Consider the following 21,955-nt stretch of genomic DNA (forward strand, 5'->3'; position numbering starts at 1 on the left):
CCATATTTGTCGTTTCAGTACAAAATAATAACGTGGTACGATTTCAGGCCAGTATCAGCAATAGATTAATTTATATTAACAAAGGAGAGAAAAAGTATGGACAGACAAATGGAAAGCATAATAAAAAACTATAAAGGAATCGGCATTCCCAAAATCGATATGCATGTGCATTATGTGCCGCAAGCTTATCGGGAAGCGTTATTGAATTGCGGTGAAAAAAATCGCGATAAATTTCCAACTCCAGATTGGAATGTAGAGACGCATCTGGATGTAGCCAACCAATTAGGTGTTTCTACAACGATGCTATCGATTACTTCGCCGCATATAAATTTTGGTGATAATCATGCTGCTGCAATCCTGGCACGAAAAGTGAATGAAGATGGAGCAGAACTTGTGCAGAAATATCCGGACCAGTTTGGTTTGCTCGCCTCTTTGCCATTACCTGATGCAGCGGCCAGTATAGAGGAAATACAGTATGCAATGGATTTTTTGCATGTCGATGGATTTACATTACCCACTAACACGCAAGGAGTTTACCTGGGGAATCCTTGTTTGGATCCCATTTTTGCAGAATTAAATAAACGGAAAGCAGTGGTTGCCCTTCATCCCACTACCCCCAGCACTGTTCCGGAAAATATCCTTGAAGATTTACCCATGCCACTCATGGAATTTTTCTTTGACACAACACGTACTATTGTCAATATGATCTTAAAAGGAACCTTGAAGCGCTTCCCTGATGTCAAATTTATTGTGCCACATGTCGGTGCATTTTTGCCGATACTTGCTGATCGAATTCACATCGGTCTGCAAGTGTTAAAAAGCGGGAAAGACAGTATCGATGTGTATGCCGCTTTACGAGGATTGTACTTTGATGTGGCAGGACTTTGTCTACCCAGACAATTGGCTGCTATGATGCAATTGGTAGAGACTGACCACTTCTTATATGGAAGTGATTATCCCTATACACCAACGGTTGGTTGTATTTACTTAGCAGACGCATTGGACAAAACGGATCTGCTTACGAATGATCAACGGCGTGCTATATACCGGGATAATGCGGTAAGATTATTTCCCCGGCTAAGGTAGGCAACATGATGGTGAAAAGACCATTTGCCTAAAGATGTCATATTGTTGGATACCTACAACTGAATTATACCTATACCAGCAGGCCAGTTTTGAACTCTATTAAGTAGGCTAATCCATTCAGCAGTTGATAGAATAACTTGGCCAGGTTCCAACACAGTAGAGGGTATACGGAAGTTTTCAGAACTACCTAGGCTCGTTCCTGACAAATCACCACCATAGGCGGAAATTGCTATACGATCAATTTTCTTGATAGGTAGAGTTTGACTTAAGAAAAAGTCTTTGCTTACAATAGCTCTCATGAAGCACTCCTCATTTTCTTTTTTTACAATTCGATTTCAACCATGCTACCCGGTTCTTTCTGAATTTTGCTGACAAGGTCACGCCATTCAGCGTATGACAGAAAAGCCTGTCCGGGGTCCATAACATAAGCAGGCACCCTAAAGTTCACAGTATTACCAAAGCTGGCAACAGCAAGCATGCCTCCATATGCCGCTAATGAAATGCGATCAAAGTCGATGATAGGGAGAGCCTGGTCTAAGAAAAAGTTTTTGTTGACTGAAACTTTCATGTATACGACCTCCTATGTGGAATAGTAAATTTCTATTGGGGCGATCCCTAAGGACTACTTACCACCCAACACAATATAGAGCATAAGAGAAAAACCTAAGATAATAACCCAATTCATAAACCCCGAAGACTTCGGCTGTCGAGTACGTGCAGCCTGGATGCGCTCTCGGGCTTTTATACGTTCGAGTTCTTCCTCATAGATTCTTTGTTTCTCCTTTCGTGTAAGTGGCACAGGATATCACCTCTATGCAAATGTTTTTTACTTTCCTGGCACTCAAACCCATCGACTACGCACCCTGGCCGTCAAGCTTATCGCAGCTAAAGCGGTCGTATCATTCGTGTCACCAGCCTTGACTAACAACTTGTAGATTCGTGTCTCAGGCGTGACCGTGCCCAGGGAATGTATAACCCAAAGGTTATATACTGTCATGAATAGTATAAAAATCATGTTCCTGGAGAATACGTTCTATATTATTCAACATATTCCTTGCGGAGTCTTTCGTTAACAACGCATAAATTAATGTGTAGTATTCTGTAAGCTACCCTTGGACCACTTTAAGTTAATTGCAGTAATTTAGATGTTTTACTGTGAGATCAAATCCAAGAGAAGTATTTTAGGAGAGGTGAATTATATTGAGTACAGATAGATTTTAGGGGTATTAAGCAAACCTAAGCAAGCCAACACAAATAAGAAAAATAAAAAGGCCAGCACATTGGCCGACCTAATTAATAATGCTGAGTAGAAACTTTGGGTGGTTCAATAGTGTGGTTTTCTTTCTTTTCAGGTGGTGCGTTGGGATTTATTTGGAGACCCGTACTTCCAGTAATAAATTTAGCTTCGGTGTGAGCCGATTCAATATTACTCTGCCCCTGTTTTTCACCTGAAGTATTGTCGAATCCATTAATTAATGCGTCAATGTAAGTTTTAGAGCTATTATTTTTGGAATTAGTTTGGGTAGACGATTGTAAGCGTTGTGCCATGTCGGCTTCACTGGGCGCGGCTTGATCATTCATTGAACCACTGAGCGCGTTTATATTATCATTCAAAAGTATCACCTCTAAAATAGTGTTTCTAATGCAGGGTGTTTTAATACCAGTGTATCTATTTTCTACGTTATGAACAAAAGTAAATGGAAATACTGACACCGACCAAGCCAAGCAGAGAGATGGCTAACAGCTTTTGCGATGAATCAAAGCTTTTCTGCTAGCCGGAAGCTTACTTGGTTGATAGGCGGTGCACCACAAAAACAGGACTTTTTACCCATAAAAAATAGTTCTTTTATCTTAAGGATATCTGTTAAGAAATGACGAATTAAGACTAAAATAACTGTATAGGGTGATTGGATGGTTGACGAAATTTATTCATTAATAGATCAAATGGTACACTTAGGCTATACAACTGGAGAAATAAACGCATGGATACATCATGTAATGGGAGATATACCAATTGCGCAGTTAAATGATCAAGACTGTGTTGAACTGATTGATTACCTGAATAGCTATATTTTGTTTGCAATAAAAGCAAAGCAATCACAAATACTGAGTAATGCTTGAGCCCACCTGGGCTCTTTTCTTATTACATCCTCTACGTCATAAACAATAGTTGCCAAGCATAGTATTTGTTAACGGCAGAGTGGAGGAGGGTACTTATATGATTGAATTCATTTATACGGTTATTAAAGCAGTATGTGATTATTTTCAAGAGCAGAAAAATCAAGAGCGTTTAGAAGAAACCAAAAGTTATATTTACGAATCTATGGAATATATGAACGAAATCCGTGATTATATGAAGATATCTACACAGGAACTTGCCTGTAAAATGCTTGACGACCTTAGAACCAAAGACAGAGATAAAATAAGAAGAATGGTTCAAGAATTAATTCGTAAAGGTGAATTTGATTTAGCTTATGATTTGAATCGCCTTCTTGGCGAGAATTTTAGATTATCAGAGGAATCATTTTATATATTGAAGGGTTATTTTGGTCGATAGCGTCCATTGCTACGTTTTTCTTTTACCCAAACATCAGCCGCTCACAACCGAGCGGCTATTTTTTTATTAAGTTTAAGCCTGGCTGTCGGCCGAACAGCGTGGGTTAGCGCAGACCATGGGGGGATGCTAAATAATGGGTATATTCGCAGTGATAACGAGGTGGTGATTTGACTAATTATGAATTAGTAGAAAAAGATTATATGCTTGGCCTGAAATATAAGGATATTGCCGTTAAATGGTGTTAGGTGCAACTCAGGCAGCCATTAAGAGTGGGTATTCAGAAGATTGAAGACTCTCGAATATTTTAATGAATACAAGCACATGCTGTCATAGAGAATCAATAAAGGAGGGTATCTATGACGCACATAAATAGGCGTGAATATTTAAAGATTCGTAAAAACCACCCTGAAGAACTTAAACGAACTAAGCATGGTTATTGGACTTGGAAATAATATTTATGCTGCCATTGTATTCCTTTTTGCCTAATAACTTAAAAAATGTAAAGGGGATAATGATATGGAGTCTCAATATTTTTGGATGAGTCTGGATGACTTAGAGTAAGTAGTAATAGGAAACTGAGAGTAAACGTAAGCATAATTAAACCTGGGTAATAAACCCAGGTTTAAAGAGGTTAGTCTCGATGATAGATTTGATAGTGATGTAAAGCTTTTATACCAACGTACACTACAGCACCTATAGCCAGGACTTTTAATAATGGTGAGCCGCCACAACAGTCGCGTTGCGAATGATGATGATGATGACGATGACAGAGCATTATTAATCACCTCCTTATATGTTTAGCTTGCCACATATTCATGATAATTATCGCTGGAGGTGATATCAATGGTACAACAGGCAACCTGTTCAGATTCGGGTGAAAATACGTTAAAGCTGGTCAGTGCATTGCTGCGGGCATTGACCACACCTTAAAAGGATTCTGCATTGTTGGCCGCCGCCGTCCGAGGGATGAGACGGTAATACCTACCGCAATGCAGGGGAATGATGACGTACTCTAAGAAAATATCGCTAGTGACGGAATCCAAGAAATCAATCAAAACGAGACACTATCATTGACTACATGAAATGTCTCCACAAAATCCGATTTTCTTTTTTATTTTTGATGGTAACGCCATTCCTAAGTCAACTACATCAATCTTTATCGGAGTCGGTTCGGCAGGGAGGAGAAGAGTGGTTTCAAAAGACTCAGGGTAATTCCCAGAAAAGAAAAGGTATTCGTTACCTAGGCGACCTATCTCAGTTATCTCAAATTCAGGATAGTGAAGAAGAGTAACTCGCAGACCCTGATTTTCTTTTAGTTGTATCTCTTTGATTTTAATTATCGTGATAATTTGAAGATAAAGTTCTTTAGCATATTCGGCCAACATTTTCACCACCTTTAAAGCAAAAATTCGACAAAGACCAATTATGTCCTGTAAAACTAACCAACTACTGAAGAATAGGATAGGTAAAATAAATGACATAATAATTGCACATATTGGTAGGGCTGGTATTCAATTTTTTCTACACTCACGTAACTTTTTTTAATTAAGGGGTGGAACGGTTGTCGATTGCTGATGAGTTCAAAGTTGTAATGGATAACGAAACCAAAAGACACGCAAATGATAATGAATTTATTAAAATGCAACAATTGATGGCTGACTTAGAAAAAAAGGGGTTGTTAAAAAAATCGACATATACAATACCTCAAAATGATACTAAAGATAAATCGGTTGTTCAAGTTAATTCAAACGTGACAAGAACGAATTAACCATTGCACCGATTTAAGCCATCTGCAATGAACTGCACCCCAAAAGTTAGACACTATGATATAGTAAATCTAACAGAGGAGTGTTTTTTTCATGACAAAATATAACGGCGACTTTATTTCTTTAAATAATCGTTAGCTTACTCCCAGCAATATTATGGCACGATAGAGTAAGAGCTCAAATATTGAGAGGTTATTCAAGTAAAAAAAAATTGCGCGGGATTTGATTAAGGAAAAGCATAGTTGCAATAGAGGATAATATTACCTTTTGTTGAAAATTAACCCAAAGGGGGTTTGCTTAATGAAATGTTTGGTCTGTAATAAAGATATACCTTTTGATTGTACATGTCTTGATATGGGGAAACGCATTCAGCTTGTTAGGGATGCCAAACAAATTTCTAGTTCAGAAGAAATTTTCAAAGAATTTTCGAAAACAAAACTTGGTATAGATGTAGATAAATAGAGGGGAAAATTAATCCTTTTTACCGAAGCAATATCGAGAAAGCGTAAGCGTCAAAAATGTCGTCACCTTGACAACAAGTCATTTGGTAACGGCATTAGTATTACAGTAATCTGGAACAAAACTGGGCATTAGTCGTTGTAGTGCCTCAACATCATTTCGTATATCCCAGTTGGGCGCGTTTTTAAAAATATAAGTCAGGTAGGCATATGGATTGAGCCCATTTTCCTTTGCGGTTTCTATTATGCTGAACACAACTGCGCTGGCTTTAGCTCCTCGCGGTGTGTTGGCAAAGAGATAATTTTTGCGGTCAATCACAAACGGCTTAATGCTGCGTTCGGCGCGATTGTTACTGATTTCCAGCCTTCCGTCCAGTAGATATCGTTCGAGATATTTCCATTGCTCCAACGTATAGTGCACGGCTCTGCCAAATCCGCTCTTGGTAGATGCCTTTACTGTATGAAGGTACGACAAAAACTCGTCAAGCACTGGTTTTGCCAGTTCCTGACGCTTTTTATAGCGTTCTTCCGGTGTACAATCAGCTAGTTGGCGCTCAATAGTAAATAGCTTATCGCAATATTGTTTGCTACGTTGCGCCCCAGAGCCTTCCCGGTCTTTTTCCAAAAGGCCTTTTAGCGCCTCGTCAAATTTTCTTCTGGCGTGCGCCCAGCAACCTACAATGATGATTCGCTCCGGCAAGCTATGATACCCGGCATAACCATCCGTATGAAGGTAGCCGCTAAACTCCTGCAAAAATTCTAATGGGTGCTTCGCCTTCCGATCTGGCTGATAATCACACAGCACAATAGGCATACTAGCACACCCGCCAGTTCTATACAGCCACATGTAGCTTTTGCTTTGCGCAGATTTGCCCGGCTCGTGAAGTACCTGTAAAATGGTTTCATCTGCATGGAGCACTGGCTGTATGGAAAGTAGCTCTTTAAAGGCATCATAGATTGGCTCCAGCCAATCTTCAGAACACCGAATCAGCCAGTTAGACATAGTTTGTTTGGAAAGAGCTATGCCCATACGGCTCAAATCTTGCTCCTGGCGATGCAGTGGCATTCCATTTGCAAATTTCTGTGTCATAATATGAGCAACTGCTTCTGGAGAAGCAAAGCTTCCTTTGATTACCGGCTTGTCCATTGGTGCCTTGATAATAGGCACGCTGCATGCATTGACTTCACAGTCGCGGCAGGCATATACATAGTCAATATGTTCTACGATAACTGCCTTGGCCGGGATGATCTTCAATTCGCGGCGGACATTTTTACCCATAATATGCAGTTTTGAACCACATTCCGGGCATTCCTGCTCATGTTCCGGTAAAAAATGTTCTACAACCTCTATTGGTAAATCGGCAGGAATGGTCTCTTTTCTTTCTTTGACATTCTTACGATAATGCTTCTGAACTTCAGTCAATTCAGGCTCGGGCACCCGTTCATCTGCTGTTGCCTCCGCCTCGTTAAAAAGATTAAACTGATCGTATTTGCTTTTTTCACTGGAGGAGCCGAACTGTTTTTGTTTGGAAAGACGCATTTGCTCCATCAGCCACTTGACCTGTTGAGTCAGTTCCTCATTTTGTATTTTTAGTGCCTCATATTCAGTACGAGAAACAAAGATCATTTCTTCTTGTGTATTAGTACCGTTCACTAGAATTTTCATGTAATAATTATACCATATTTTATGGCTTTTTTCCATGGAAATTCCGTTAAATCCATTGATTTTGCAGGATATTTAGGACTTTTAGCAAATTAGACGATTTGTATTTTATCGACTTTTTTATGCGCCCTCGGCTGTTGAATGCTTAACCCTTCCATTAGCCAACGAAACTGTTGTGGCGTAATGTGTTTGACCTCTTTTTCATCTTTGGGCCACTGAAAGCCACCGTTCTCCAGCCGTTTATACAAAAGTACAAAGCCATCTCCATCCCAAAAGAGCGCTTTGATTCGATCACGCCGACGGCCGCAAAACAGGAACAGACTGTTGGAGAACGGATCTAGATGAAAGCATTGCTGTATGGTCGCTGCCAGACCATCAATAGATCTTCTCATATCGGTGTGGCCGCAGGCGAGAAAGATATGTTCGATTTTAGATATATCACCTAACATAAATGTTTCAGTGCCAGAAGCGTAGCCTCCACGGTTACCATATCAGCGCCTTGATAAACATGGATTTGCATATCGTTACGCTCAATCGTAACAGCCAATGTTTCCGCACGATGCTTAGGCATCTTCATTTCTGCAAATACCGAACCCTGTACGGGAACAGCCTCGCTGGAGGCAGGGAGACTTACCGAAATTGCCCGGCAAGTCTCCTGACATACAAGCTTCTGCCAATGATAGTATGTTTTCACGTTAATGTTATTTTCGCTGCACCACGTTTTAATGGTTTTGCCACTGTTGCGGCAAGCCGTAACAATATTGCGCCATTTCTCCAATCGAACTTCATGCGTCACTTTCTGTACGCTCATAAAAGTAGACCTCCTGCGAGTTTCTAAGAATCCAAATGACTCCAACAAACTCTATGTGATTCTCTTAGACCTATTGTCTCATCCGGAGGCCTGGTTGTACATGTGACGATTTATTTGACGCTTACGAGAAAGCTATCAAGTTTAAACGTGGTGTATAAGTTTGATATCGGGAAAGCGTCCCTATGGGCGCTTTTCTTATTGCACTGGCAAGGTTAACCTATTCTATGATGAATTGGATGGTAAATGGTTTATTGAAACAGGGGGTCAGGATATAATGGTTCACAGTATCGTTATAACAAGAGTTATGGATAATAATATATTCAGGGAACGTATTTGGTACCAGTGCGAAGAATGCGGACATAAATTTGAACATTTTAATAGGTTATTTGATCAAAGGAAATCTAATGTGAAATGTCCAAAATGCCAAAGCGAGCTGACAAAAGGCAATATTGATATGCTTGATTAAGAATTTATCGCATGTTATCCAATGTATAAGTCGTATCATTCGGGGGGGGGGCCGCAGAGTTTTTAGCTTACGACCATCATAATCAAAATCATGTAAGCGGGCATACTACATATGAAAACTATATGGAGTTTATTAAGGGAGGTATATATATGACGGAAACAGATATACTCATCAAAGAAAAAGTTGTGCCGTTTAGGGAAAAAGTACTCGCTATCGTGAAAGCAAAACATCCCTATTTTTATTCAATAGTGAATAGCGCCCTGGCTGGCCGTAAAAACAAGGTTGGCCTTCAGGTTACCCAGGCTGGGAAAGTAATTGGTGAATACACATTTCATCTTGAGGGACTACATATAGAAAACGTAGATATTGGTCAATTGGATTCAGGGATACATCACCCGTTCCTAGGTTGGTTAAGCCGTACGGCGTAATGGAGATAAATGCCATTGAGCGTATTCTTGACGATGAAGAATTTACTACTGAATTAATTACTGCTTTTGTTAGGTATCTGCCGGATATTACATTAAAATTTTTGCGGTAATTTTACCCATACTGGGATTTTGGCTGCTCCGATGAGTGCGGTTGTGCAACAATCAACATAAATACCAAGGTCCCTGGCATGTGTGCTGGGGGCTTTTTTACTCTCGCTCTCTTTATGCAACCATTACCTTTTCCCCTGGACAAATATGCTATAATAAACACAACAATCCTTGTAATGCGCTTGCCAGGCGGGCTGAAGAATTACAAGCAAATGGCGCCAAGTTCGGATGCTTAAGCAGTAGATTCGCCATTTGATTTCGCGGTGGATCACCTGGAAATTCAAGGGTTTGCAGAGATGCAAGCCCTTGAATTATTGCACAATCCTGAAACTTGTGATTAAAAATTACGCGCTGATTGTAATTGTTAGTGCTTATTTCATTTTTCCCTACTGGTGAATATTTCTTTTGATTATCATAGCAAATTCTATATATGGGAAAGATTTACCCATATCATGGAATTCAGCAGTATGATATAATTAACATAAAGTAAGTCTAAGGGGGACTGATTATGAGAAGGGCGACATTTATACGTATTTTAACTGCTATAAAGCTGCTTTCGAATAATGTAAGTGTTGTAGAAAACTTTAATAATAAGGCACTTGTAACTGTGCGAGTTCCTGAAATAACAGGGGATTCTCCTAAACAGTTCCGCTCTGTACGAAAAGTACTTTCTTATTGTTCTTATTATAATGTAAGACCGGAAGCCGATGAGTTAGTCGTTACTTTGGAATTTAGTTGGGAGCCAAGGAATTAAGTAAAACAGGGCTGTTGAAAAGGCAATTTTGAACCTTTTCAACAGCCCTGTTTTATTTTATGCTAGTTGTTCCGGCTTGATTGCTTATTCACAACTTCTTCATATTGTTTGTCTATAATGAATCTAGAATTTAATTTAAGGATGGTGTTAGTATTATGACAATGACACACTATATGGAATTGTTGGCCGTCAACCAACCGTGGAATCTAATTATATACATGGTCATTCCGGTGGCTTTAGCGGAAGCACTTGTCACAACGGAATTCTTCACTGTATTTCTTCGTGGTTCTAATGCGGGTGGTTGGAGAACCTGGAATAAATGGATAGGAATTGTTTTAGGGTTCTATTTCGTAGGCGTATTTCTCAATCTAATGATCACAGTTGTTCCCAACATTCAGTGGCGCGGGATTGCAGATATACTCGCCGTGGGAGCATACCTGAGCGGTGTTATTCCCCTATTTAGCATTGCCTTACTAGAGCTTGGTGTAATCGGCAAAGATAAATCAGAGGCTGAGAAGATGAAGTTTCATTTTATTCTCTTAACAGTTTTTCTCGTTGTGGCTCATGTCGCCATGGTTTTTGGGATGGTTGATCCAACGATTATGGGGTGGAATTCTACTGCAGGTGGAGGTCATATGCAACACTAGAAACCAAGTAGGCGAAGGCGGCGTTTTCTGAAAGGAAGCGCCGCCTTGTTGCGTAAACGAGTAAAAATAAAGCAGATTCAGTTTAACAGTCCAAAATTTCTTGCTTCCTTAATAAGATTTCATCTGATACTATTTGAGCTTCAACGTTTTCAAACCCAAGTCTTTCTATGGTTTGAGAAAAACGTTCGCCAGTTTTACCTTGTTCTTTGTAAATGAGAATAACCTTTTCAATTGTATGTAAGGCATCTTTTTTATTGGTAAATATTTTGGTTAAAGTTTTACCATGAGCTACACGTTTGCCCCATCTTCCGCCAATGTATATCTTATAGCCTTGTCTGCCGTCTTCAATAGTATCAAAAGGGCATTTCCCAATACAGCGTCCACAATGTATACAGTTGTCAAGGTTAATTTCTAAAATGCCATCAACAACAGTAGCGGCATTTACTGGGCAACCTTCAGCAATAGAGCATTTTTTACAGCCATTACATTTGTCTTTATTAAAAATAGGAATCATTTGCCCGATAATGCCTAAATCATTTAAGTCAGGTTTTACGCAGTTATTCGGACAGCCACCAACAGCAATCTTAAATTTATGGGCTAATTTTACATTAGTATAACCATTGTAAAATCTTTCGTGAATTTCTTTGGCTAAACCAGAAGCATCAATGAGGCCATAGTGGCAAGTGGTACCTTTACAGGCTACAACAGGACGTACTTTAGCGCCTGTACCACCGGTAACGAGACCTTCTTTGGCAATATAGGAACGGAAGTCTTCAATCTTATCATAAGGAATACCCGGGCATTCAACGGAAAGTCTTGTTGTAAAAGTTATAACACCATTACCGAATAATTCAGCAGCTTCTACGATACATTTGGCTTGAGCAGCAGTAATAGCACCATTTACGGTAATAACCCGTGCTGAAAAATTATCGGTTCCCCTGTTGCTTAGAAAACCCAGTGCTTTTACTCTCTTTTCATTTTCCGCACTAATTGTTAATGTAGCCATGACTTATATCCTCCAATTTTTTATTTCTTGTTATGACAACAATATAACATGTATTGATTAATAATTAAAGTAATGTTATTTTATAATAATGATAGGTAAAACCTATTAACGGTAAATGGGATTTTTAGCAATTAAGGAGAAAAAATGACGATAAGACATCTGAAAATTTTTATTGCTGTGGCAGAAACCGGTAAAATGAGTTTGGCTGCAACCAAATACTTTATTTCTCAGCCAACAGTGAGTCAGGCAATTAAAGAATTGGAAACGCATTATGGAGTGTTGTTGTTTGAAAGAATCTCAAAGAAGCTATATATAACAGAAGCTGGAAAAAATCTACTTACCTATGCCAGAGTAGCAGTCAGTCAATTTGATGAGTTGAACAAGTATATGCTTATAGCAGGCCATTCGGAAAAAATACAGATTGGCGCCACAGTAACGGTAGGTTCCTGTATGTTACCATCCATTTTAAATCATTTTAAAAAACGAATGCCGCAGGTGGAAACCTTTGCCTATATGAATAATACGAAATCCATCGAAGATAAAATTCTGAAAGCAGAGCTGGATATTGGAATTGTGGAAGGACAGGTCAAAAGTCATGACTTGGTAAATACTCCGGCTGTAAAGGATTATCTTGTTATTGTCTGTGCTAAACACCACAGCTTTGCGGGACGTAAACGGATTTCGATAAAAGAACTGGAAAATGAATATTTTGTAATGCGGGAAGAGGGCAGCGGTACAAGGGAGTTATTTGAGAATTATATGCAAAAAAATGGCGCAAAATTGAAAATTGGCTGGGAGGTAACTTGTCCAGGTGTAATAAAAAATGCCGTATTAGAGAATAATTGCCTGGCAGCGATATCGATACGATTGGTGGAGGAAGAGATACGAAGTGGCCAGATGTATGTGATAAAGAGTAAAGACAATGCGTGGGACAGATCATTTAATATCGTTTATTATAAAAATAAGTATATAAGTGAAAGTATGAAAACAGTAATGGAAATCGTTAAGGAATATAACACCGTCGATATCGTAAAAGGTATACTAACTGGAACCCTTGTAAATGATTGACTTATGTCGGGCAGTAAGCTGCTGATGCTAAAGCTTCTATTGAAATTACACCGACAGCCCTAACCAGCTAGTCTGGGATGTAGAGATAAATTAAACCCGCAGCCCAAAGCTGCGGGTTTAATTTATTATTGCTATTTGTATTGAGGTTCCTGCTTCTCAACGTACTTTTGTCTGCTTTTTAATGTATCGACAGCAGAGTCTAGGGTGGTTGCTAATTGCTCGAAGGTTTGTTTTGCTTGCTGATCCTGAGTTTCTAATGAAAATGTCTTCATAGTGGCGGCCGCGTTTTGAACAGTTGCAATGGCCTGCGTCATTTGCGTACCTACGGTCATTTATTTTACCTCCTTTATCCTTTCGGTTTACATAGTACAGATGCCAAAAATCCGAAAATAATTGCGGCTGAAATGCCGGCGCTGGTGATTTTAAAAATACCTGTTAATACACCGACAAGGCCGGTTTTTTCTGCTTCTTGGAGGGCACCCTTGACTAGTTGATTGCCAAAGCTGCTGATAGGAACTGAAGCTCCGGCACCTGCAAATTTAATCAAATCATCATATAGGCCAAATCCTCCTAAGACAGCTCCAGACACTACCAACGTTACCATTGTATGTGCAGGTGTTAGTTTCAGCCCGTCCATCAGGAGTTGACCAATCACACAAATAGTTCCGCCAACGACAAAAGCCAAAATAAACTTCTCCAAACGTAAGCCCCCTAGGTTACATTTCTATCGATACTGCATAGGCAATGCATGGAATGGATTCCTTTTGCTGATAAGACATTGGGGAGAGCAAGGCGCCGGTGGCTATAACTAGAATTCGGTTCAGTTCACCTCTACGCATACGATTTAAAAGATGTCCGAAGGTAGTTGTAGCAACACAGGCACAGCCACTGCCGCCAGCGAATACTGGTTGGTCTTCCTTGTACATTAAAATACCGCAGTCCGTCAATTTTTCTACCGGGATGTCAAGTCCATGTTTTGTTAGCAAATCCCCAGCAATTCGGTGACCTACTCTGCCTAAATCGCCAGTCGTAATGAGGTCATAGTGTGACGGCGAAATATTCAAATCCCTGAAGTGAGCTTCTATAGTGTCAACTGCAGCTGGAGCCATGGCGGCCCCCATATTAAAAGGGTCAGAAAGCCCCATGTCTATTACACGTCCGATAGTAGACGCTACAACTCGTGGCCCTTGTCCTTGCATGGCGACAACTGCCGCACCTGCTCCCGTAACAGTCCATTGGGCTGTAGGGGGCTTTTGTGCGCCATATTCGGTAGGATATCGGTATTGTTTTTCAGAGGCAGCGTTATGGCTGGATGTGCCAACAAGGGCATTTTGAGCGAAGCCAGAATCGATAATGAGCGAGGCTAAGGAAAGGCCTTCCATTGAACTGGAACAAGCTCCATAAATACCCAAATATGGAACAGCAAGGGTACGAGCGGTAAAGCTGCTGGGCATAATCTGGTTAATTAGATCACCGCTGAGAAAAAACTGGATGTCCTCTTTTTTGAGTCCCGCTTTTTTAATTGCAGTTTCACAAGCTTGTTCCAAAAACTTTTTTTCTGCTTGTTCGTAACTGTCCTGCCCAAGCCAAATATCACCATGAAGCAGGTCGAAATCGTCTGCCAGATTACCTTGTGCCTCAAAAGGTCCGCCGATAGCTGCAGAACTAATAATGGTTGGCTTCGATTTAAAAACCCATGTTTGATGACCTTGCAGCATTCACATTCCACCTAACGATGTAATGATTACTTTTATAATAGCAACAACAAAAGCGGAAAAGACGCCAAATACAATAACTGGTCCGGCAATTTTAAACATATTTCCTCCGACTCCTAATACAAAACCCTCACTTTTGTGGTCAAGAGAAGCTGAGGCAATTGTATTTGCAAACCCGGTAACCGGAACGGCACTGCCAGCGCCACCCCATTGCGCAATATGATCATATAATCCAAGGCTTGTAAGGATTACTGAAATCAAAATCAAAACTGCAACAGTAGGATCGCCTGCTGTCTTCTCGTCAAAATTAAAATAGGTCATGAAAAACAACTGTACTCCCTGACCTATTGTACAAATAATGCCGCCTACAATAAAAGCGCGGATACAATTAGTTACTATTGGACGCTGCGGTTCTCTTGCGCGAGCAAAGTCTTGGTATTGCTGTTGTACAGGGGTTAGATTTTTGCGTTTAATACTTGACAATAAAGTTCACCTTCTAACGCAATAAATACGGCTTAAGCTTTTCCAAAAGTTGTTGTAATGTTGCTGCATGTGCTGAATACATTTGTTTAGCTGCTTCGTTGTTCGTCTCTAGTGCAAAAGTTGTGAGATCAGCCTGGATTTTTTCAAAATTTGCATACAGCATTTCCTTAACTTTGGGCTGTGGTAATTGTACAGAGTCATCAAACAGATCTAGGTATAAATCACCAGACGAGTCTACTTGTCCGATAAACACATTATCTAGCGAGACTCCGATGGTTTCCAACTGAATGCCTAGCCATTCGGTGTTAAATCCCAAAGAAGCCAGCGGCTCATTAATAATATTGCCATCCAGTATAACCGTCTGCGGTTCTGCCAGAGGAGCCACTTTTAGCCCTAACCCGTGGGAGGATATTGGCGTTTTGTCAGATTTAAAAAATACATTTATGTCGCCGGTGTCTTCCATTACCGCAAATTCTACATCTGCTAGATTAAAAGCATTTTTAGAACGAAGTTCTCGCAGCAATTCCTCACCTGTTAGCCTTGTCTGCAGAAGATTCTCTTCCATAATTTTTCCATGTTTAATTAATACGGTTTGCTTCCCATTAATAATGTCATGAACCCACTTGCTCTTAAGGGACAAATAATCCAATGCTATCGGAAACAGTACCCAAACACCAAGAGCAATAAATCCAAAGGCAAAATTGGTAATTAGATTTAGGGACATTAAAGCGACAATTACTGCAGTTACGATATAGCTTACAAATCTAAATGGCGTCATGCGAACGATGTTTTTTTTCCCCATCAGCCTGATCAAGAGCAGTAGCAAAAAAAATAATGAAACTGAACTAAATAATATCTGTATCCATGCCTGCATTTCTCAATCTCCTGACTAGTTTCCTTTGTATTGTGGTTCTTGATACTCTAAAGTCTGCATTCTTCCCTCAAGGTCGTGGATCATTATTCCGGTAGCTTCCAATGCTTCTTTGTAAACAAGCTTGGTTTCTTCATCCCTGGTCTGCGATGCATATAAGCGTAATGTACCCTGACTGCCTTTTAGAGTAGCTAATGTTTGTTTGATCTGAGAAGCAACTGTCATATAGAGTACCTCCATTTACCTTATTATTATTATTGTATTCTCGATTTTAATTCCAAAATAATCCTTGAAATTTATGGAAGGTTATTAGGCTCAATCAATTCCTGTGAATAATAACATATCTTCTTTGTGGTTGGTGTACCCTATACAATGTATAGTTTCATGAGGGGGAAGAATAATGGAATTGCAGGAATTTATTCGCGATACTTGGCAGACTTCGCTAGTGTTCGTAAGTTTACTGGTTTTTACGCGGATACTTGGGAAAACGCAGGTCGGACAACTAACTTTTTATGAATATGTTAGTGGTATTACCATTGGTTCGCTTGCAGCCAACATTGCAGCAGCAGATGCCGATAAAGTATGGAACCACTACTATGACCTTGTCCTATTTGTGGCCCTTACCTACTTGGTATCACTTGTTACAATAAAAAGCCGGCCTCTGCGGAAATTGATTGATGGTTCACCGACAATTGTGATCGAGAATGGACATGTTATTGAAAAAAACATGCATAGTCTGCGCTACGATATCGATGAGCTGAATGGACATTTGCGTCAACAAGGCGTCTTAGACCCTGCCGAAGTACAATACGCTATTTTAGAAACTACTGGAGATTTAAGCGTAATAAAAAAGGCTGACTATCAGCCTTTAACGAAAAGTGATTTCAATATTCACTTGCCTGATCCTTTATTTCCGGTGGAATTAATCATGGATGGTGTAATCATTGAGCGAAATTTAGATAGACAAAACCATTCTAAAGGCTGGCTAAAGCAACAATTAGCTGAGAGAAGCATCCACGATATAGCTGAGGTAACTTATGCCGGGATTGACTCTAAAGGGCAATTGTTTGTTAATCGCAAGACTGACTCACAGTATAGTAACAAGAGTAGTGAAGAATAATTGGCTGGGTTTAATCACCACATAAAATTACCAGACCGATTGTTACAATAAGAGCACCAACAAGCTGCTTTAGAGACAACGGCTGACCCAGAAATAAATTGCCTAAAATAATTGTTACTAGCGGAGCGCAGGACATGAGGACTGCAATCTCATATACATCGCCTTCTTCAAGGGCGTAGAAATAGGCCAATTCGCCCAAGACAGCTGCTAAAATTGCTTCCATACTGAGCATTAACCAGCTGGCTGAGGATATAGCAGTAAATTCAATATGGGTTTTCGTTAGGAGCAGCCAGATACTGACAAGAACGGTGGCGATAAATGTTCGGATTACCAGAGTAGTGACAGGATTAATATGGTGAAGGGCGGATTTACCGAATAATGGCGCTGAACCCAGGCACAGAACTGCCAGAAAGGCATATATCAATATCACAGGGTACCTCCAGTTAATCTGTTTTTAGATTATATGCCCACCGACTCAAACTAGTAGTGTAAACTCTATTTGTACCCGTTGGGATATGAGAGTTGTTACCTCTTGATGTAAAACAATTCCACTTATAATAAATTGCTGCCAGTAAAATAATAGTAGACGGAACACTAAATTACCGATCAGGAGGCTAGCATTATGACTGTAAAAAAAGACTTAGAAAAGGCTTTAGCTGCTGCTGAATCTGCCAAAGGTACTTATGCAACCTTTGCCACATCTACTGATGACCAAGGTGCCCAGACAATGTTTGAGCAAATGTCCCAAGACATGGATCGTCATATTGCCCAACTCAATAGTCGTGTAAGTACTACATCAGAAACTAAATTAAGTAATCAGCAACAATAGTAAAAAGGAGGTAGGTAGAACTACCTCCTTTTTACTCCAAACTAAGATATGACAAGGTGAGACAAATGGGTGTTAAAGTTGGAATTCCTGAAGCTTTGCTATACCATGAGTTCGGCAGTTTGTGGTTGGATTTTTTTCAGAACAGCGGGGTCCCAGTGGCTCTTTCCGGTAAGACCAATAAACAAATTTTAGACCGGGGGATGTCGCTTGCCATTGATGAATCTTGTATACCATTGAAGGTTTACTTAGGTCATGTTGAATCCTTATTAACCACATGCAGTCATATCTTCGTACCTCGCATCGCTCAGTATTATCCGGATAATCATCTTTGTGCAAAACTTGCCGGTTTACCAGATATCGTGCAAAATACGTTTAGGCTGGCTAATGAGAAATTACTTAGTCCCAATATTGAAAATAGCTCTGCTGCTACAATAGCAAAGGCTGTTCATACTATATGTCAGCCGCTAGGATTGTCTGATTTTACAGGTCAGCAGGCCTACCGCCAGGCCGTTAAACAGTGGAAGAATACTATCCCAATCCAATCGGGCCATCCGGTAAAGGCCAAAATCGCGATTATTGGTCATAGTTACATAATAAAAGATGTTTTCTTCAATAGCGATATTGAAAACTTTTTCAAGTCCCAGGAGGTAGAGATTATTATCTCTAGTGATTTGCCAAACAAAAAAGTTTATGAGGAAGCTAAAGCCTTTCAGCAGGATATTTATTGGCAGTTATCAATGAAAATCGCCGGTGCTGCCCGGTATTTCTGTGGACAAGACGATATTGCAGGTGTTATTATCGTATCAAGTTTTGGCTGTGGTCCGGACTCGCTTGTTAACGAATATCTGGAGCATCATATTTTCAAGCCAAGTAATAAACCACATATGGTACTTACTATTGACGAACATACCGGCAATGCTGGACTTATTACGCGAGTGGAAGCCTTTTGGGATATGGTAGCAAGGAGGTTAAAGCTTGAAGGTAAGTTACCCGCAGATGGGCTATCTTAGTATACCGGTCTACAACATGCTGACAAATCTTGGTGTTGAAGTTGTTGAAGCGCCGGCAATTTCCAAGAAGACGGTTGAATTGGGTTCAATGTATTCGCCGGAAGGTGTATGTTTGCCTTATAAAATGAACATGGGTAATTTTCTGGAGAGTATTGACAAGGGGGCAGATACATTTGTAACCATGTGTGGTGCGGGGAAATGTCGCTTTGGTTTTTACAGTGCCGTACAAAAAATTCAGCTTTCCAAGACTAAAGATGTGGGATTTTACACCATTGATTCCAACCATCTCCTCACCGGGTTATATCACTTTTTACAAAGTGTGGCTCCAGAGGTCAGTCGCCTGGAGATAGTAAAACAACTTACGATGGCTATGAAAACACTAAAAGCTCTTGACTCTATAAACAATGCCAAAAATTTTTATGGATCACGGTCTACTACACCGGATAGTATCATTGATATAGCGAACCAATCAGCTGGAGATTTTCGTGATTGTTGCGCTTTTAGAGATGTTAAGGATAAACGAAATCGAGTTATTCAATTGATAAAGTCAATGAGTGAAGATAATAATAAGCAGCCGCCGAAAGTTGGTTTAGTTGGAGAATTCTATTTGTTACTTGAACCATATGTCAATTATAGAGTGGAAGATGTATTGATTAAACAAGGTATAGAAGTCAAAAAGTTTGTTAATATAGGAGAGTGGGCCTTTTCCAACACGTTATTGAGTTCTCTAGGGCTATATAGTGAAGAGCGCGCGTACCAGAAGCAGGCCAGACCCTATCTTAATCATCACGTTGGCGGTGATGGGCTAAAATCAGTAGGAAGTACGTTATGGTGCGCCCAGCACGGTTATGACGGGATTATCCACGTATATCCTTTTGGCTGTATGCCTGAAATAGTAGCGCAATATGCACTCAAAAATATTGCGCAGGACTTTAATTTGCCTTTACTGACATTAAGTGTTGATGAACATGCCAGCGATGTTGGTGTTCTCACTAGACTGGAGGCATTTGTTGATTGCATCAAGCGAAAGAAAAAATAGTGTAAACAAAACGGCAGCGCATTCCTCGTAAAGGGATATGCTGCCGTTTCCAATATATTTACATATACCAAAATCAAAGAGTGTCATTTGAAGACAGTCATCCATATTATGTAATAGCCGTGAATTTCTTAAGTGCGGCAATTCTCAAAAAAGGAGATGAATATAGTGCCAAGAGATGAATGGGAATCTCCTGAAATTGAAGAATGGGATGCAGAAGAGAATGAAGAATCAGAATTCAATGATTATCGTCAATGCTTCCCGTTTAGTTGTTATCCAAGATTTTGTAATCCGCGCCGGTTTTGTTTTCCCCGTCAATGCTTCCCCCGTCAATGCTTCCCACGTCAATGCTTCCCTCGTCAGTGCTTCCCACGTCAATGCTTCCCAAGACAGTGTTTCCCAAGACAGTGTTTCCCAAGGCAGTGTTATCCTCGTCGATAGGAGCGGAAAGAGACCAGTGTTCCACAAACTGGTCTCTTTCCTTTAAACGGGTTAAGTATTAATTTTGCATTACTTCCGCCAGCGCAGCAGGTAGCTGGTCAACCGATGATATAAGGTCATTATTGTCAGCACGACTGCACCGATGACAATAATCCCGGCAACGACTCTTGGATAATCAGCAAAGTCGGAGAAGTATTTTACATACCAGCCCAGGCCGCTGGTGGCACCAATCATCTCGGCTGCTGTTAATAGGATAAATGCTAACACCATACTGATAGCACCGCCGCTGACGATATGAGGCATAGCTCCTGGCAAGAGAATCTTAGTAAGCATGGATTTCTTGCTGACACCGATGGTTTTGGCAGAATCTACAATACCCTTTTCCAGGGCTTCTACGCCAGCTATCGTATTCATGAATAATGGCCAAAAAGCACCAATAAAAATGATAAAGATGGATGATTGCGTAAAAGTTGGTAAGATGGCAATGGCATAGGGAATATAGACAATGGGCGGAATGGGCCCCAGGACATTGGTTGCTGGTTCGATAGCCAGTCGCAGCCGACGGTTCCAGCCGACCATGAGCCCCAGGGGGATAGCCAGCAGTGCTGCCAGGGTGCAACCCCAGAATAACAGAGTAAAGGAACTGAGTAGACTTTTCAAAAATACCTGACGGTCTTCGACAAGCAGGCGAAGAACTTGCAACGGCTCAGGGAATAGCTGTGGATCGAGCAGTTTTAACCAGGCAGTACTTAGCTGCCACAGCAGCAGGGCAGTAACGCCTAATAGCAGGCGGTCGCGGCTGGTTTGACTCATATGCCGGCGCCTCCTTCCACTTGTTGGAGCTCTGCCAGAATTTCTTTTTGCAGCAAGGATAGGATTTCATTACGCAGTTCAATATAACGGGGATCTTGTACCAGGAAAAAACGCCGCCGGGGCCGGGGAAAAGGAACGTCAATGATTTTTAATACCCGACCCGGACCGGGAGTAAACACCGCAATGCGGTCGGCAAGATACAGGGCTTCGTCAATATCATGTGTGACCAGAAACACAGTTTTTTTGTTACCATCGCCGGCCCAAAGCTTGAGCAGCAGATCCTGTAAGCTTACTCGGTTTTTGGCGTCTACTGCGCCAAAGGGTTCATCCATAAGGTAAACCGGGGCATCAAGGGCAAAGGCTCTGGCGATGGCTACCCGCTGGCGCATGCCGCCAGACAGTTCACTCGGATATTTATGGCTGTAACTGCTAAGGCCTACCATCTCCAGTAGATTTTTTGCTTCCTTGCTGGCTGTTTTACCTACCGCCCGTCCTGATTCCTCGAGGGCAAAGATGATGTTATCAAGGGCTGTCATCCAGGGGAACAGAGAGTAGTCTTGAAAGACTACGGCTCTGTCCGGGCCGGGTGCAAGAATCGGGCTATCATTTAATGTAAGCAGGCCGCTTGTGGCTGGAGTCAGGCCGGCCAGCAGGCCGATGGTTGAGCTTTTGCCACAGCCACTAGGGCCGACTACTGCTAAGAGTTCGCCTTGGTTAATGCTGAGTGATAGGTTTTCTACGGCCGGACGCTCGTCGCCCGAATAAGTAAGAGAAACAGATTCAAGATTTAGTAAGGCCACAAGCCATCCTCCTTTTCCA

The 21,955-nt window shown here is 40.8% G+C and carries 34 protein-coding genes; 15 read left to right on the forward strand and 19 right to left on the reverse strand.

Going from position 1 to position 21,955, the window contains the following annotated elements:
* Positions 1-96: 96 nt before the first annotated feature.
* Entirely contained in the window at positions 97-1,086 is a 990-nt protein-coding gene (locus tag ACZ449_RS27165) for an amidohydrolase family protein (RefSeq protein ID WP_464259123.1), read from the forward strand.
* A 53-nt stretch (positions 1,087-1,139) separates the two neighbouring features.
* Here ACZ449_RS27165 and ACZ449_RS27170 read toward each other — a convergent pair whose 3' ends face one another.
* The 4 genes from ACZ449_RS27170 to ACZ449_RS27185 all read right to left on the reverse strand — a co-directional run bounded on the left by ACZ449_RS27170 (position 1,140) and on the right by ACZ449_RS27185 (position 2,700).
* The gene (locus tag ACZ449_RS27170; RefSeq protein ID WP_464259124.1) at positions 1,140-1,385 is read right to left on the reverse strand and encodes a hypothetical protein; all 246 of its coding nucleotides are present in this window, start codon (positions 1,383-1,385) and stop codon (positions 1,140-1,142) included.
* 23 nt (positions 1,386-1,408) lie between these two features.
* Positions 1,409-1,654, reverse strand: a complete 246-nt coding sequence (locus ACZ449_RS27175; protein ID WP_464259125.1) for a hypothetical protein — start codon at positions 1,652-1,654, stop codon at positions 1,409-1,411.
* 54 nt (positions 1,655-1,708) lie between these two features.
* Positions 1,709-1,885: a hypothetical protein gene (locus ACZ449_RS27180; protein WP_464259126.1), complete on the reverse strand. Its 177-nt coding sequence runs from the start codon at positions 1,883-1,885 to the stop codon at positions 1,709-1,711.
* A 494-nt stretch (positions 1,886-2,379) separates the two neighbouring features.
* Entirely contained in the window at positions 2,380-2,700 is a 321-nt protein-coding gene (locus ACZ449_RS27185) for a hypothetical protein (RefSeq protein ID WP_464259127.1), read from the reverse strand.
* A gap of 297 nt (positions 2,701-2,997) precedes the next feature.
* Between ACZ449_RS27185 and ACZ449_RS27190 the strand changes: the two genes are divergently transcribed.
* Together ACZ449_RS27190 and ACZ449_RS27195 are read left to right on the forward strand one after the other, a co-directional pair.
* The gene (locus ACZ449_RS27190; protein ID WP_464259128.1) at positions 2,998-3,207 is read left to right on the forward strand and encodes a hypothetical protein; all 210 of its coding nucleotides are present in this window, start codon (positions 2,998-3,000) and stop codon (positions 3,205-3,207) included.
* Between the two features lie 97 nt (positions 3,208-3,304).
* Positions 3,305-3,643, forward strand: coding sequence for a hypothetical protein (locus tag ACZ449_RS27195; protein ID WP_464259129.1), 339 nt, complete (start codon positions 3,305-3,307; stop codon positions 3,641-3,643).
* A gap of 631 nt (positions 3,644-4,274) precedes the next feature.
* Here the strand turns inward: ACZ449_RS27195 and ACZ449_RS27200 are convergent.
* Both ACZ449_RS27200 and ACZ449_RS27205 read right to left on the reverse strand, forming a co-directional pair.
* A complete protein-coding gene (locus ACZ449_RS27200) occupies positions 4,275-4,418 on the reverse strand; it encodes a hypothetical protein (RefSeq protein WP_464259130.1) in 144 nt (47 codons plus the stop codon).
* 292 nt (positions 4,419-4,710) lie between these two features.
* A complete protein-coding gene (locus ACZ449_RS27205; protein WP_464259131.1) occupies positions 4,711-5,028 on the reverse strand; it encodes a hypothetical protein in 318 nt (105 codons plus the stop codon).
* Positions 5,029-5,204: 176 nt separating this feature from the next.
* On the opposite strand from ACZ449_RS27205, the gene ACZ449_RS27210 reads away from it, so the two are divergent.
* Both ACZ449_RS27210 and ACZ449_RS27215 read left to right on the forward strand, forming a co-directional pair.
* Positions 5,205-5,411: a hypothetical protein gene (locus ACZ449_RS27210; protein ID WP_464259132.1), complete on the forward strand. Its 207-nt coding sequence runs from the start codon at positions 5,205-5,207 to the stop codon at positions 5,409-5,411.
* Between the two features lie 298 nt (positions 5,412-5,709).
* Positions 5,710-5,871, forward strand: a complete 162-nt coding sequence (locus ACZ449_RS27215; protein ID WP_464259133.1) for a hypothetical protein — start codon at positions 5,710-5,712, stop codon at positions 5,869-5,871.
* 78 nt (positions 5,872-5,949) lie between these two features.
* Here the strand turns inward: ACZ449_RS27215 and tnpC are convergent, their stop codons facing one another.
* From tnpC to tnpA, 3 genes are all read right to left on the reverse strand, one after another.
* Entirely contained in the window at positions 5,950-7,533 is a 1,584-nt protein-coding gene (gene tnpC, locus ACZ449_RS27220; RefSeq protein ID WP_464257899.1) for an IS66 family transposase, read from the reverse strand.
* Positions 7,534-7,622: 89 nt separating this feature from the next.
* Positions 7,623-7,979, reverse strand: coding sequence for an IS66 family insertion sequence element accessory protein TnpB (gene tnpB / locus ACZ449_RS27225; protein ID WP_464256741.1), 357 nt, complete (start codon positions 7,977-7,979; stop codon positions 7,623-7,625).
* The gene (gene tnpA / locus ACZ449_RS27230) at positions 7,973-8,341 is read right to left on the reverse strand and encodes an IS66 family insertion sequence element accessory protein TnpA (RefSeq protein WP_464256740.1); all 369 of its coding nucleotides are present in this window, start codon (positions 8,339-8,341) and stop codon (positions 7,973-7,975) included. The genes tnpB and tnpA overlap by 7 nt, the downstream gene beginning before the upstream one ends.
* Positions 8,342-8,645: 304 nt before the next feature.
* On the opposite strand from tnpA, the gene ACZ449_RS27235 reads away from it, so the two are divergent.
* The 4 genes from ACZ449_RS27235 (at position 8,646) to ACZ449_RS27250 (ending at position 10,744) form a co-directional block, all read left to right on the forward strand.
* Positions 8,646-8,807, forward strand: coding sequence for an FmdB family zinc ribbon protein (locus tag ACZ449_RS27235; RefSeq protein WP_464261952.1), 162 nt, complete (start codon positions 8,646-8,648; stop codon positions 8,805-8,807).
* A 149-nt stretch (positions 8,808-8,956) separates the two neighbouring features.
* Positions 8,957-9,235: a hypothetical protein gene (locus tag ACZ449_RS27240; RefSeq protein WP_464259134.1), complete on the forward strand. Its 279-nt coding sequence runs from the start codon at positions 8,957-8,959 to the stop codon at positions 9,233-9,235.
* Positions 9,236-9,851: 616 nt separating this feature from the next.
* Positions 9,852-10,097: a hypothetical protein gene (locus ACZ449_RS27245; RefSeq protein WP_464259135.1), complete on the forward strand. Its 246-nt coding sequence runs from the start codon at positions 9,852-9,854 to the stop codon at positions 10,095-10,097.
* A gap of 155 nt (positions 10,098-10,252) precedes the next feature.
* The gene (locus ACZ449_RS27250; RefSeq protein WP_464259136.1) at positions 10,253-10,744 is read left to right on the forward strand and encodes a DUF6803 family protein; all 492 of its coding nucleotides are present in this window, start codon (positions 10,253-10,255) and stop codon (positions 10,742-10,744) included.
* A gap of 82 nt (positions 10,745-10,826) precedes the next feature.
* Here ACZ449_RS27250 and ACZ449_RS27255 read toward each other — a convergent pair whose 3' ends face one another.
* Entirely contained in the window at positions 10,827-11,750 is a 924-nt protein-coding gene (locus ACZ449_RS27255; RefSeq protein ID WP_464259137.1) for a 4Fe-4S dicluster domain-containing protein, read from the reverse strand.
* Between the two features lie 144 nt (positions 11,751-11,894).
* Between ACZ449_RS27255 and ACZ449_RS27260 the strand changes: the two genes are divergently transcribed.
* On the forward strand, positions 11,895-12,818 hold the full coding sequence (locus ACZ449_RS27260; protein ID WP_464259138.1) for a LysR family transcriptional regulator: 924 nt from the start codon (positions 11,895-11,897) through the stop codon (positions 12,816-12,818).
* A gap of 131 nt (positions 12,819-12,949) precedes the next feature.
* On the opposite strand, the gene ACZ449_RS27265 is transcribed toward ACZ449_RS27260, so the two are convergent.
* The 6 genes from ACZ449_RS27265 to ACZ449_RS27290 are packed head-to-tail and all read right to left on the reverse strand — an operon-like array spanning position 12,950 to position 16,112.
* Positions 12,950-13,150 carry a DUF1657 domain-containing protein gene (locus tag ACZ449_RS27265; RefSeq protein ID WP_464259139.1) on the reverse strand — a complete coding sequence of 67 codons (201 nt, stop codon included), beginning with the start codon at positions 13,148-13,150 and terminating at the stop codon, positions 12,950-12,952.
* Between the two features lie 14 nt (positions 13,151-13,164).
* The gene (gene spoVAE, locus ACZ449_RS27270) at positions 13,165-13,518 is read right to left on the reverse strand and encodes a stage V sporulation protein AE (protein WP_464259140.1); all 354 of its coding nucleotides are present in this window, start codon (positions 13,516-13,518) and stop codon (positions 13,165-13,167) included.
* A gap of 16 nt (positions 13,519-13,534) precedes the next feature.
* Positions 13,535-14,536 (reverse strand): stage V sporulation protein AD, encoded by a 1,002-nt coding sequence (spoVAD, locus tag ACZ449_RS27275; RefSeq protein ID WP_464259141.1) that lies wholly within the window; start codon positions 14,534-14,536, stop codon positions 13,535-13,537.
* Positions 14,537-15,016: a stage V sporulation protein AC gene (spoVAC, locus tag ACZ449_RS27280; RefSeq protein WP_464259142.1), complete on the reverse strand. Its 480-nt coding sequence runs from the start codon at positions 15,014-15,016 to the stop codon at positions 14,537-14,539.
* Positions 15,017-15,029: 13 nt separating this feature from the next.
* Positions 15,030-15,890, reverse strand: coding sequence for a DUF421 domain-containing protein (locus ACZ449_RS27285; protein WP_464259143.1), 861 nt, complete (start codon positions 15,888-15,890; stop codon positions 15,030-15,032).
* Positions 15,891-15,905: 15 nt separating this feature from the next.
* Positions 15,906-16,112: a DUF1657 domain-containing protein gene (locus ACZ449_RS27290; protein WP_464259144.1), complete on the reverse strand. Its 207-nt coding sequence runs from the start codon at positions 16,110-16,112 to the stop codon at positions 15,906-15,908.
* 175 nt (positions 16,113-16,287) lie between these two features.
* Between ACZ449_RS27290 and ACZ449_RS27295 the strand changes: the two genes are divergently transcribed.
* The gene (locus ACZ449_RS27295; protein WP_464259145.1) at positions 16,288-17,007 is read left to right on the forward strand and encodes a DUF421 domain-containing protein; all 720 of its coding nucleotides are present in this window, start codon (positions 16,288-16,290) and stop codon (positions 17,005-17,007) included.
* Between the two features lie 10 nt (positions 17,008-17,017).
* Here ACZ449_RS27295 and ACZ449_RS27300 read toward each other — a convergent pair whose 3' ends face one another.
* Positions 17,018-17,437, reverse strand: coding sequence for an EamA family transporter (locus ACZ449_RS27300; protein WP_464259146.1), 420 nt, complete (start codon positions 17,435-17,437; stop codon positions 17,018-17,020).
* A gap of 192 nt (positions 17,438-17,629) precedes the next feature.
* Between ACZ449_RS27300 and ACZ449_RS27305 the strand changes: the two genes are divergently transcribed.
* The 4 genes from ACZ449_RS27305 (at position 17,630) to ACZ449_RS27320 (ending at position 20,369) form a co-directional block, all read left to right on the forward strand.
* Complete coding sequence (locus ACZ449_RS27305; RefSeq protein ID WP_464259147.1) at positions 17,630-17,836, forward strand: DUF1657 domain-containing protein; 207 nt, start codon at positions 17,630-17,632, stop codon at positions 17,834-17,836.
* Between the two features lie 65 nt (positions 17,837-17,901).
* Positions 17,902-18,846 (forward strand): acyl-CoA dehydratase activase-related protein, encoded by a 945-nt coding sequence (locus ACZ449_RS27310; protein ID WP_464259148.1) that lies wholly within the window; start codon positions 17,902-17,904, stop codon positions 18,844-18,846.
* Complete coding sequence (locus tag ACZ449_RS27315; protein WP_464259149.1) at positions 18,812-19,885, forward strand: hypothetical protein; 1,074 nt, start codon at positions 18,812-18,814, stop codon at positions 19,883-19,885. The genes ACZ449_RS27310 and ACZ449_RS27315 overlap by 35 nt, the downstream gene beginning before the upstream one ends.
* Positions 19,886-20,105: 220 nt before the next feature.
* On the forward strand, positions 20,106-20,369 hold the full coding sequence (locus ACZ449_RS27320; protein WP_464259150.1) for a hypothetical protein: 264 nt from the start codon (positions 20,106-20,108) through the stop codon (positions 20,367-20,369).
* 23 nt (positions 20,370-20,392) lie between these two features.
* On the opposite strand, the gene ACZ449_RS27325 is transcribed toward ACZ449_RS27320, so the two are convergent.
* Together ACZ449_RS27325 and ACZ449_RS27330 are read right to left on the reverse strand one after the other, a co-directional pair.
* Complete coding sequence (locus ACZ449_RS27325; protein WP_464259151.1) at positions 20,393-21,136, reverse strand: ABC transporter permease; 744 nt, start codon at positions 21,134-21,136, stop codon at positions 20,393-20,395.
* Positions 21,133-21,936, reverse strand: coding sequence for an ABC transporter ATP-binding protein (locus ACZ449_RS27330; RefSeq protein WP_464259152.1), 804 nt, complete (start codon positions 21,934-21,936; stop codon positions 21,133-21,135). The genes ACZ449_RS27325 and ACZ449_RS27330 overlap by 4 nt, the downstream gene beginning before the upstream one ends.
* Positions 21,937-21,955 lie beyond the last annotated feature (19 nt).

This window comes from Desulfosporomusa polytropa, assembly GCF_055380075.1.

What these genes read in the sequence shown, in the direction of transcription:
- ACZ449_RS27165 (WP_464259123.1), top strand. Translation starts at nt 97, where the DNA reads ATGGACAGACAAATGGAAAGCATAATAAAAAACTATAAAGGAATCGGC.
- ACZ449_RS27170 (WP_464259124.1), bottom strand. Translation starts at nt 1,385, where the DNA reads ATGAGAGCTATTGTAAGCAAAGACTTTTTCTTAAGTCAAACTCTACCT.
- ACZ449_RS27175 (WP_464259125.1), bottom strand. Translation starts at nt 1,654, where the DNA reads ATGAAAGTTTCAGTCAACAAAAACTTTTTCTTAGACCAGGCTCTCCCT.
- ACZ449_RS27190 (WP_464259128.1), top strand. Translation starts at nt 2,998, where the DNA reads ATGGTTGACGAAATTTATTCATTAATAGATCAAATGGTACACTTAGGC.
- ACZ449_RS27195 (WP_464259129.1), top strand. Translation starts at nt 3,305, where the DNA reads ATGATTGAATTCATTTATACGGTTATTAAAGCAGTATGTGATTATTTT.
- ACZ449_RS27200 (WP_464259130.1), bottom strand. Translation starts at nt 4,418, where the DNA reads ATGCTCTGTCATCGTCATCATCATCATCATTCGCAACGCGACTGTTGT.
- ACZ449_RS27205 (WP_464259131.1), bottom strand. Translation starts at nt 5,028, where the DNA reads ATGTTGGCCGAATATGCTAAAGAACTTTATCTTCAAATTATCACGATA.
- ACZ449_RS27215 (WP_464259133.1), top strand. Translation starts at nt 5,710, where the DNA reads ATGAAATGTTTGGTCTGTAATAAAGATATACCTTTTGATTGTACATGT.
- tnpC (WP_464257899.1), bottom strand. Translation starts at nt 7,533, where the DNA reads ATGAAAATTCTAGTGAACGGTACTAATACACAAGAAGAAATGATCTTT.
- tnpB (WP_464256741.1), bottom strand. Translation starts at nt 7,979, where the DNA reads ATGTTAGGTGATATATCTAAAATCGAACATATCTTTCTCGCCTGCGGC.
- tnpA (WP_464256740.1), bottom strand. Translation starts at nt 8,341, where the DNA reads ATGAGCGTACAGAAAGTGACGCATGAAGTTCGATTGGAGAAATGGCGC.
- ACZ449_RS27235 (WP_464261952.1), top strand. Translation starts at nt 8,646, where the DNA reads ATGGATAATAATATATTCAGGGAACGTATTTGGTACCAGTGCGAAGAA.
- ACZ449_RS27240 (WP_464259134.1), top strand. Translation starts at nt 8,957, where the DNA reads ATGACGGAAACAGATATACTCATCAAAGAAAAAGTTGTGCCGTTTAGG.
- ACZ449_RS27245 (WP_464259135.1), top strand. Translation starts at nt 9,852, where the DNA reads ATGAGAAGGGCGACATTTATACGTATTTTAACTGCTATAAAGCTGCTT.
- ACZ449_RS27250 (WP_464259136.1), top strand. Translation starts at nt 10,253, where the DNA reads ATGACAATGACACACTATATGGAATTGTTGGCCGTCAACCAACCGTGG.
- ACZ449_RS27255 (WP_464259137.1), bottom strand. Translation starts at nt 11,750, where the DNA reads ATGGCTACATTAACAATTAGTGCGGAAAATGAAAAGAGAGTAAAAGCA.
- ACZ449_RS27260 (WP_464259138.1), top strand. Translation starts at nt 11,895, where the DNA reads ATGACGATAAGACATCTGAAAATTTTTATTGCTGTGGCAGAAACCGGT.
- ACZ449_RS27265 (WP_464259139.1), bottom strand. Translation starts at nt 13,150, where the DNA reads ATGACCGTAGGTACGCAAATGACGCAGGCCATTGCAACTGTTCAAAAC.
- spoVAD (WP_464259141.1), bottom strand. Translation starts at nt 14,536, where the DNA reads ATGCTGCAAGGTCATCAAACATGGGTTTTTAAATCGAAGCCAACCATT.
- ACZ449_RS27285 (WP_464259143.1), bottom strand. Translation starts at nt 15,890, where the DNA reads ATGCAGGCATGGATACAGATATTATTTAGTTCAGTTTCATTATTTTTT.
- ACZ449_RS27290 (WP_464259144.1), bottom strand. Translation starts at nt 16,112, where the DNA reads ATGACAGTTGCTTCTCAGATCAAACAAACATTAGCTACTCTAAAAGGC.
- ACZ449_RS27295 (WP_464259145.1), top strand. Translation starts at nt 16,288, where the DNA reads ATGGAATTGCAGGAATTTATTCGCGATACTTGGCAGACTTCGCTAGTG.
- ACZ449_RS27305 (WP_464259147.1), top strand. Translation starts at nt 17,630, where the DNA reads ATGACTGTAAAAAAAGACTTAGAAAAGGCTTTAGCTGCTGCTGAATCT.
- ACZ449_RS27310 (WP_464259148.1), top strand. Translation starts at nt 17,902, where the DNA reads ATGGGTGTTAAAGTTGGAATTCCTGAAGCTTTGCTATACCATGAGTTC.
- ACZ449_RS27320 (WP_464259150.1), top strand. Translation starts at nt 20,106, where the DNA reads ATGAAGAATCAGAATTCAATGATTATCGTCAATGCTTCCCGTTTAGTT.
- ACZ449_RS27325 (WP_464259151.1), bottom strand. Translation starts at nt 21,136, where the DNA reads ATGAGTCAAACCAGCCGCGACCGCCTGCTATTAGGCGTTACTGCCCTG.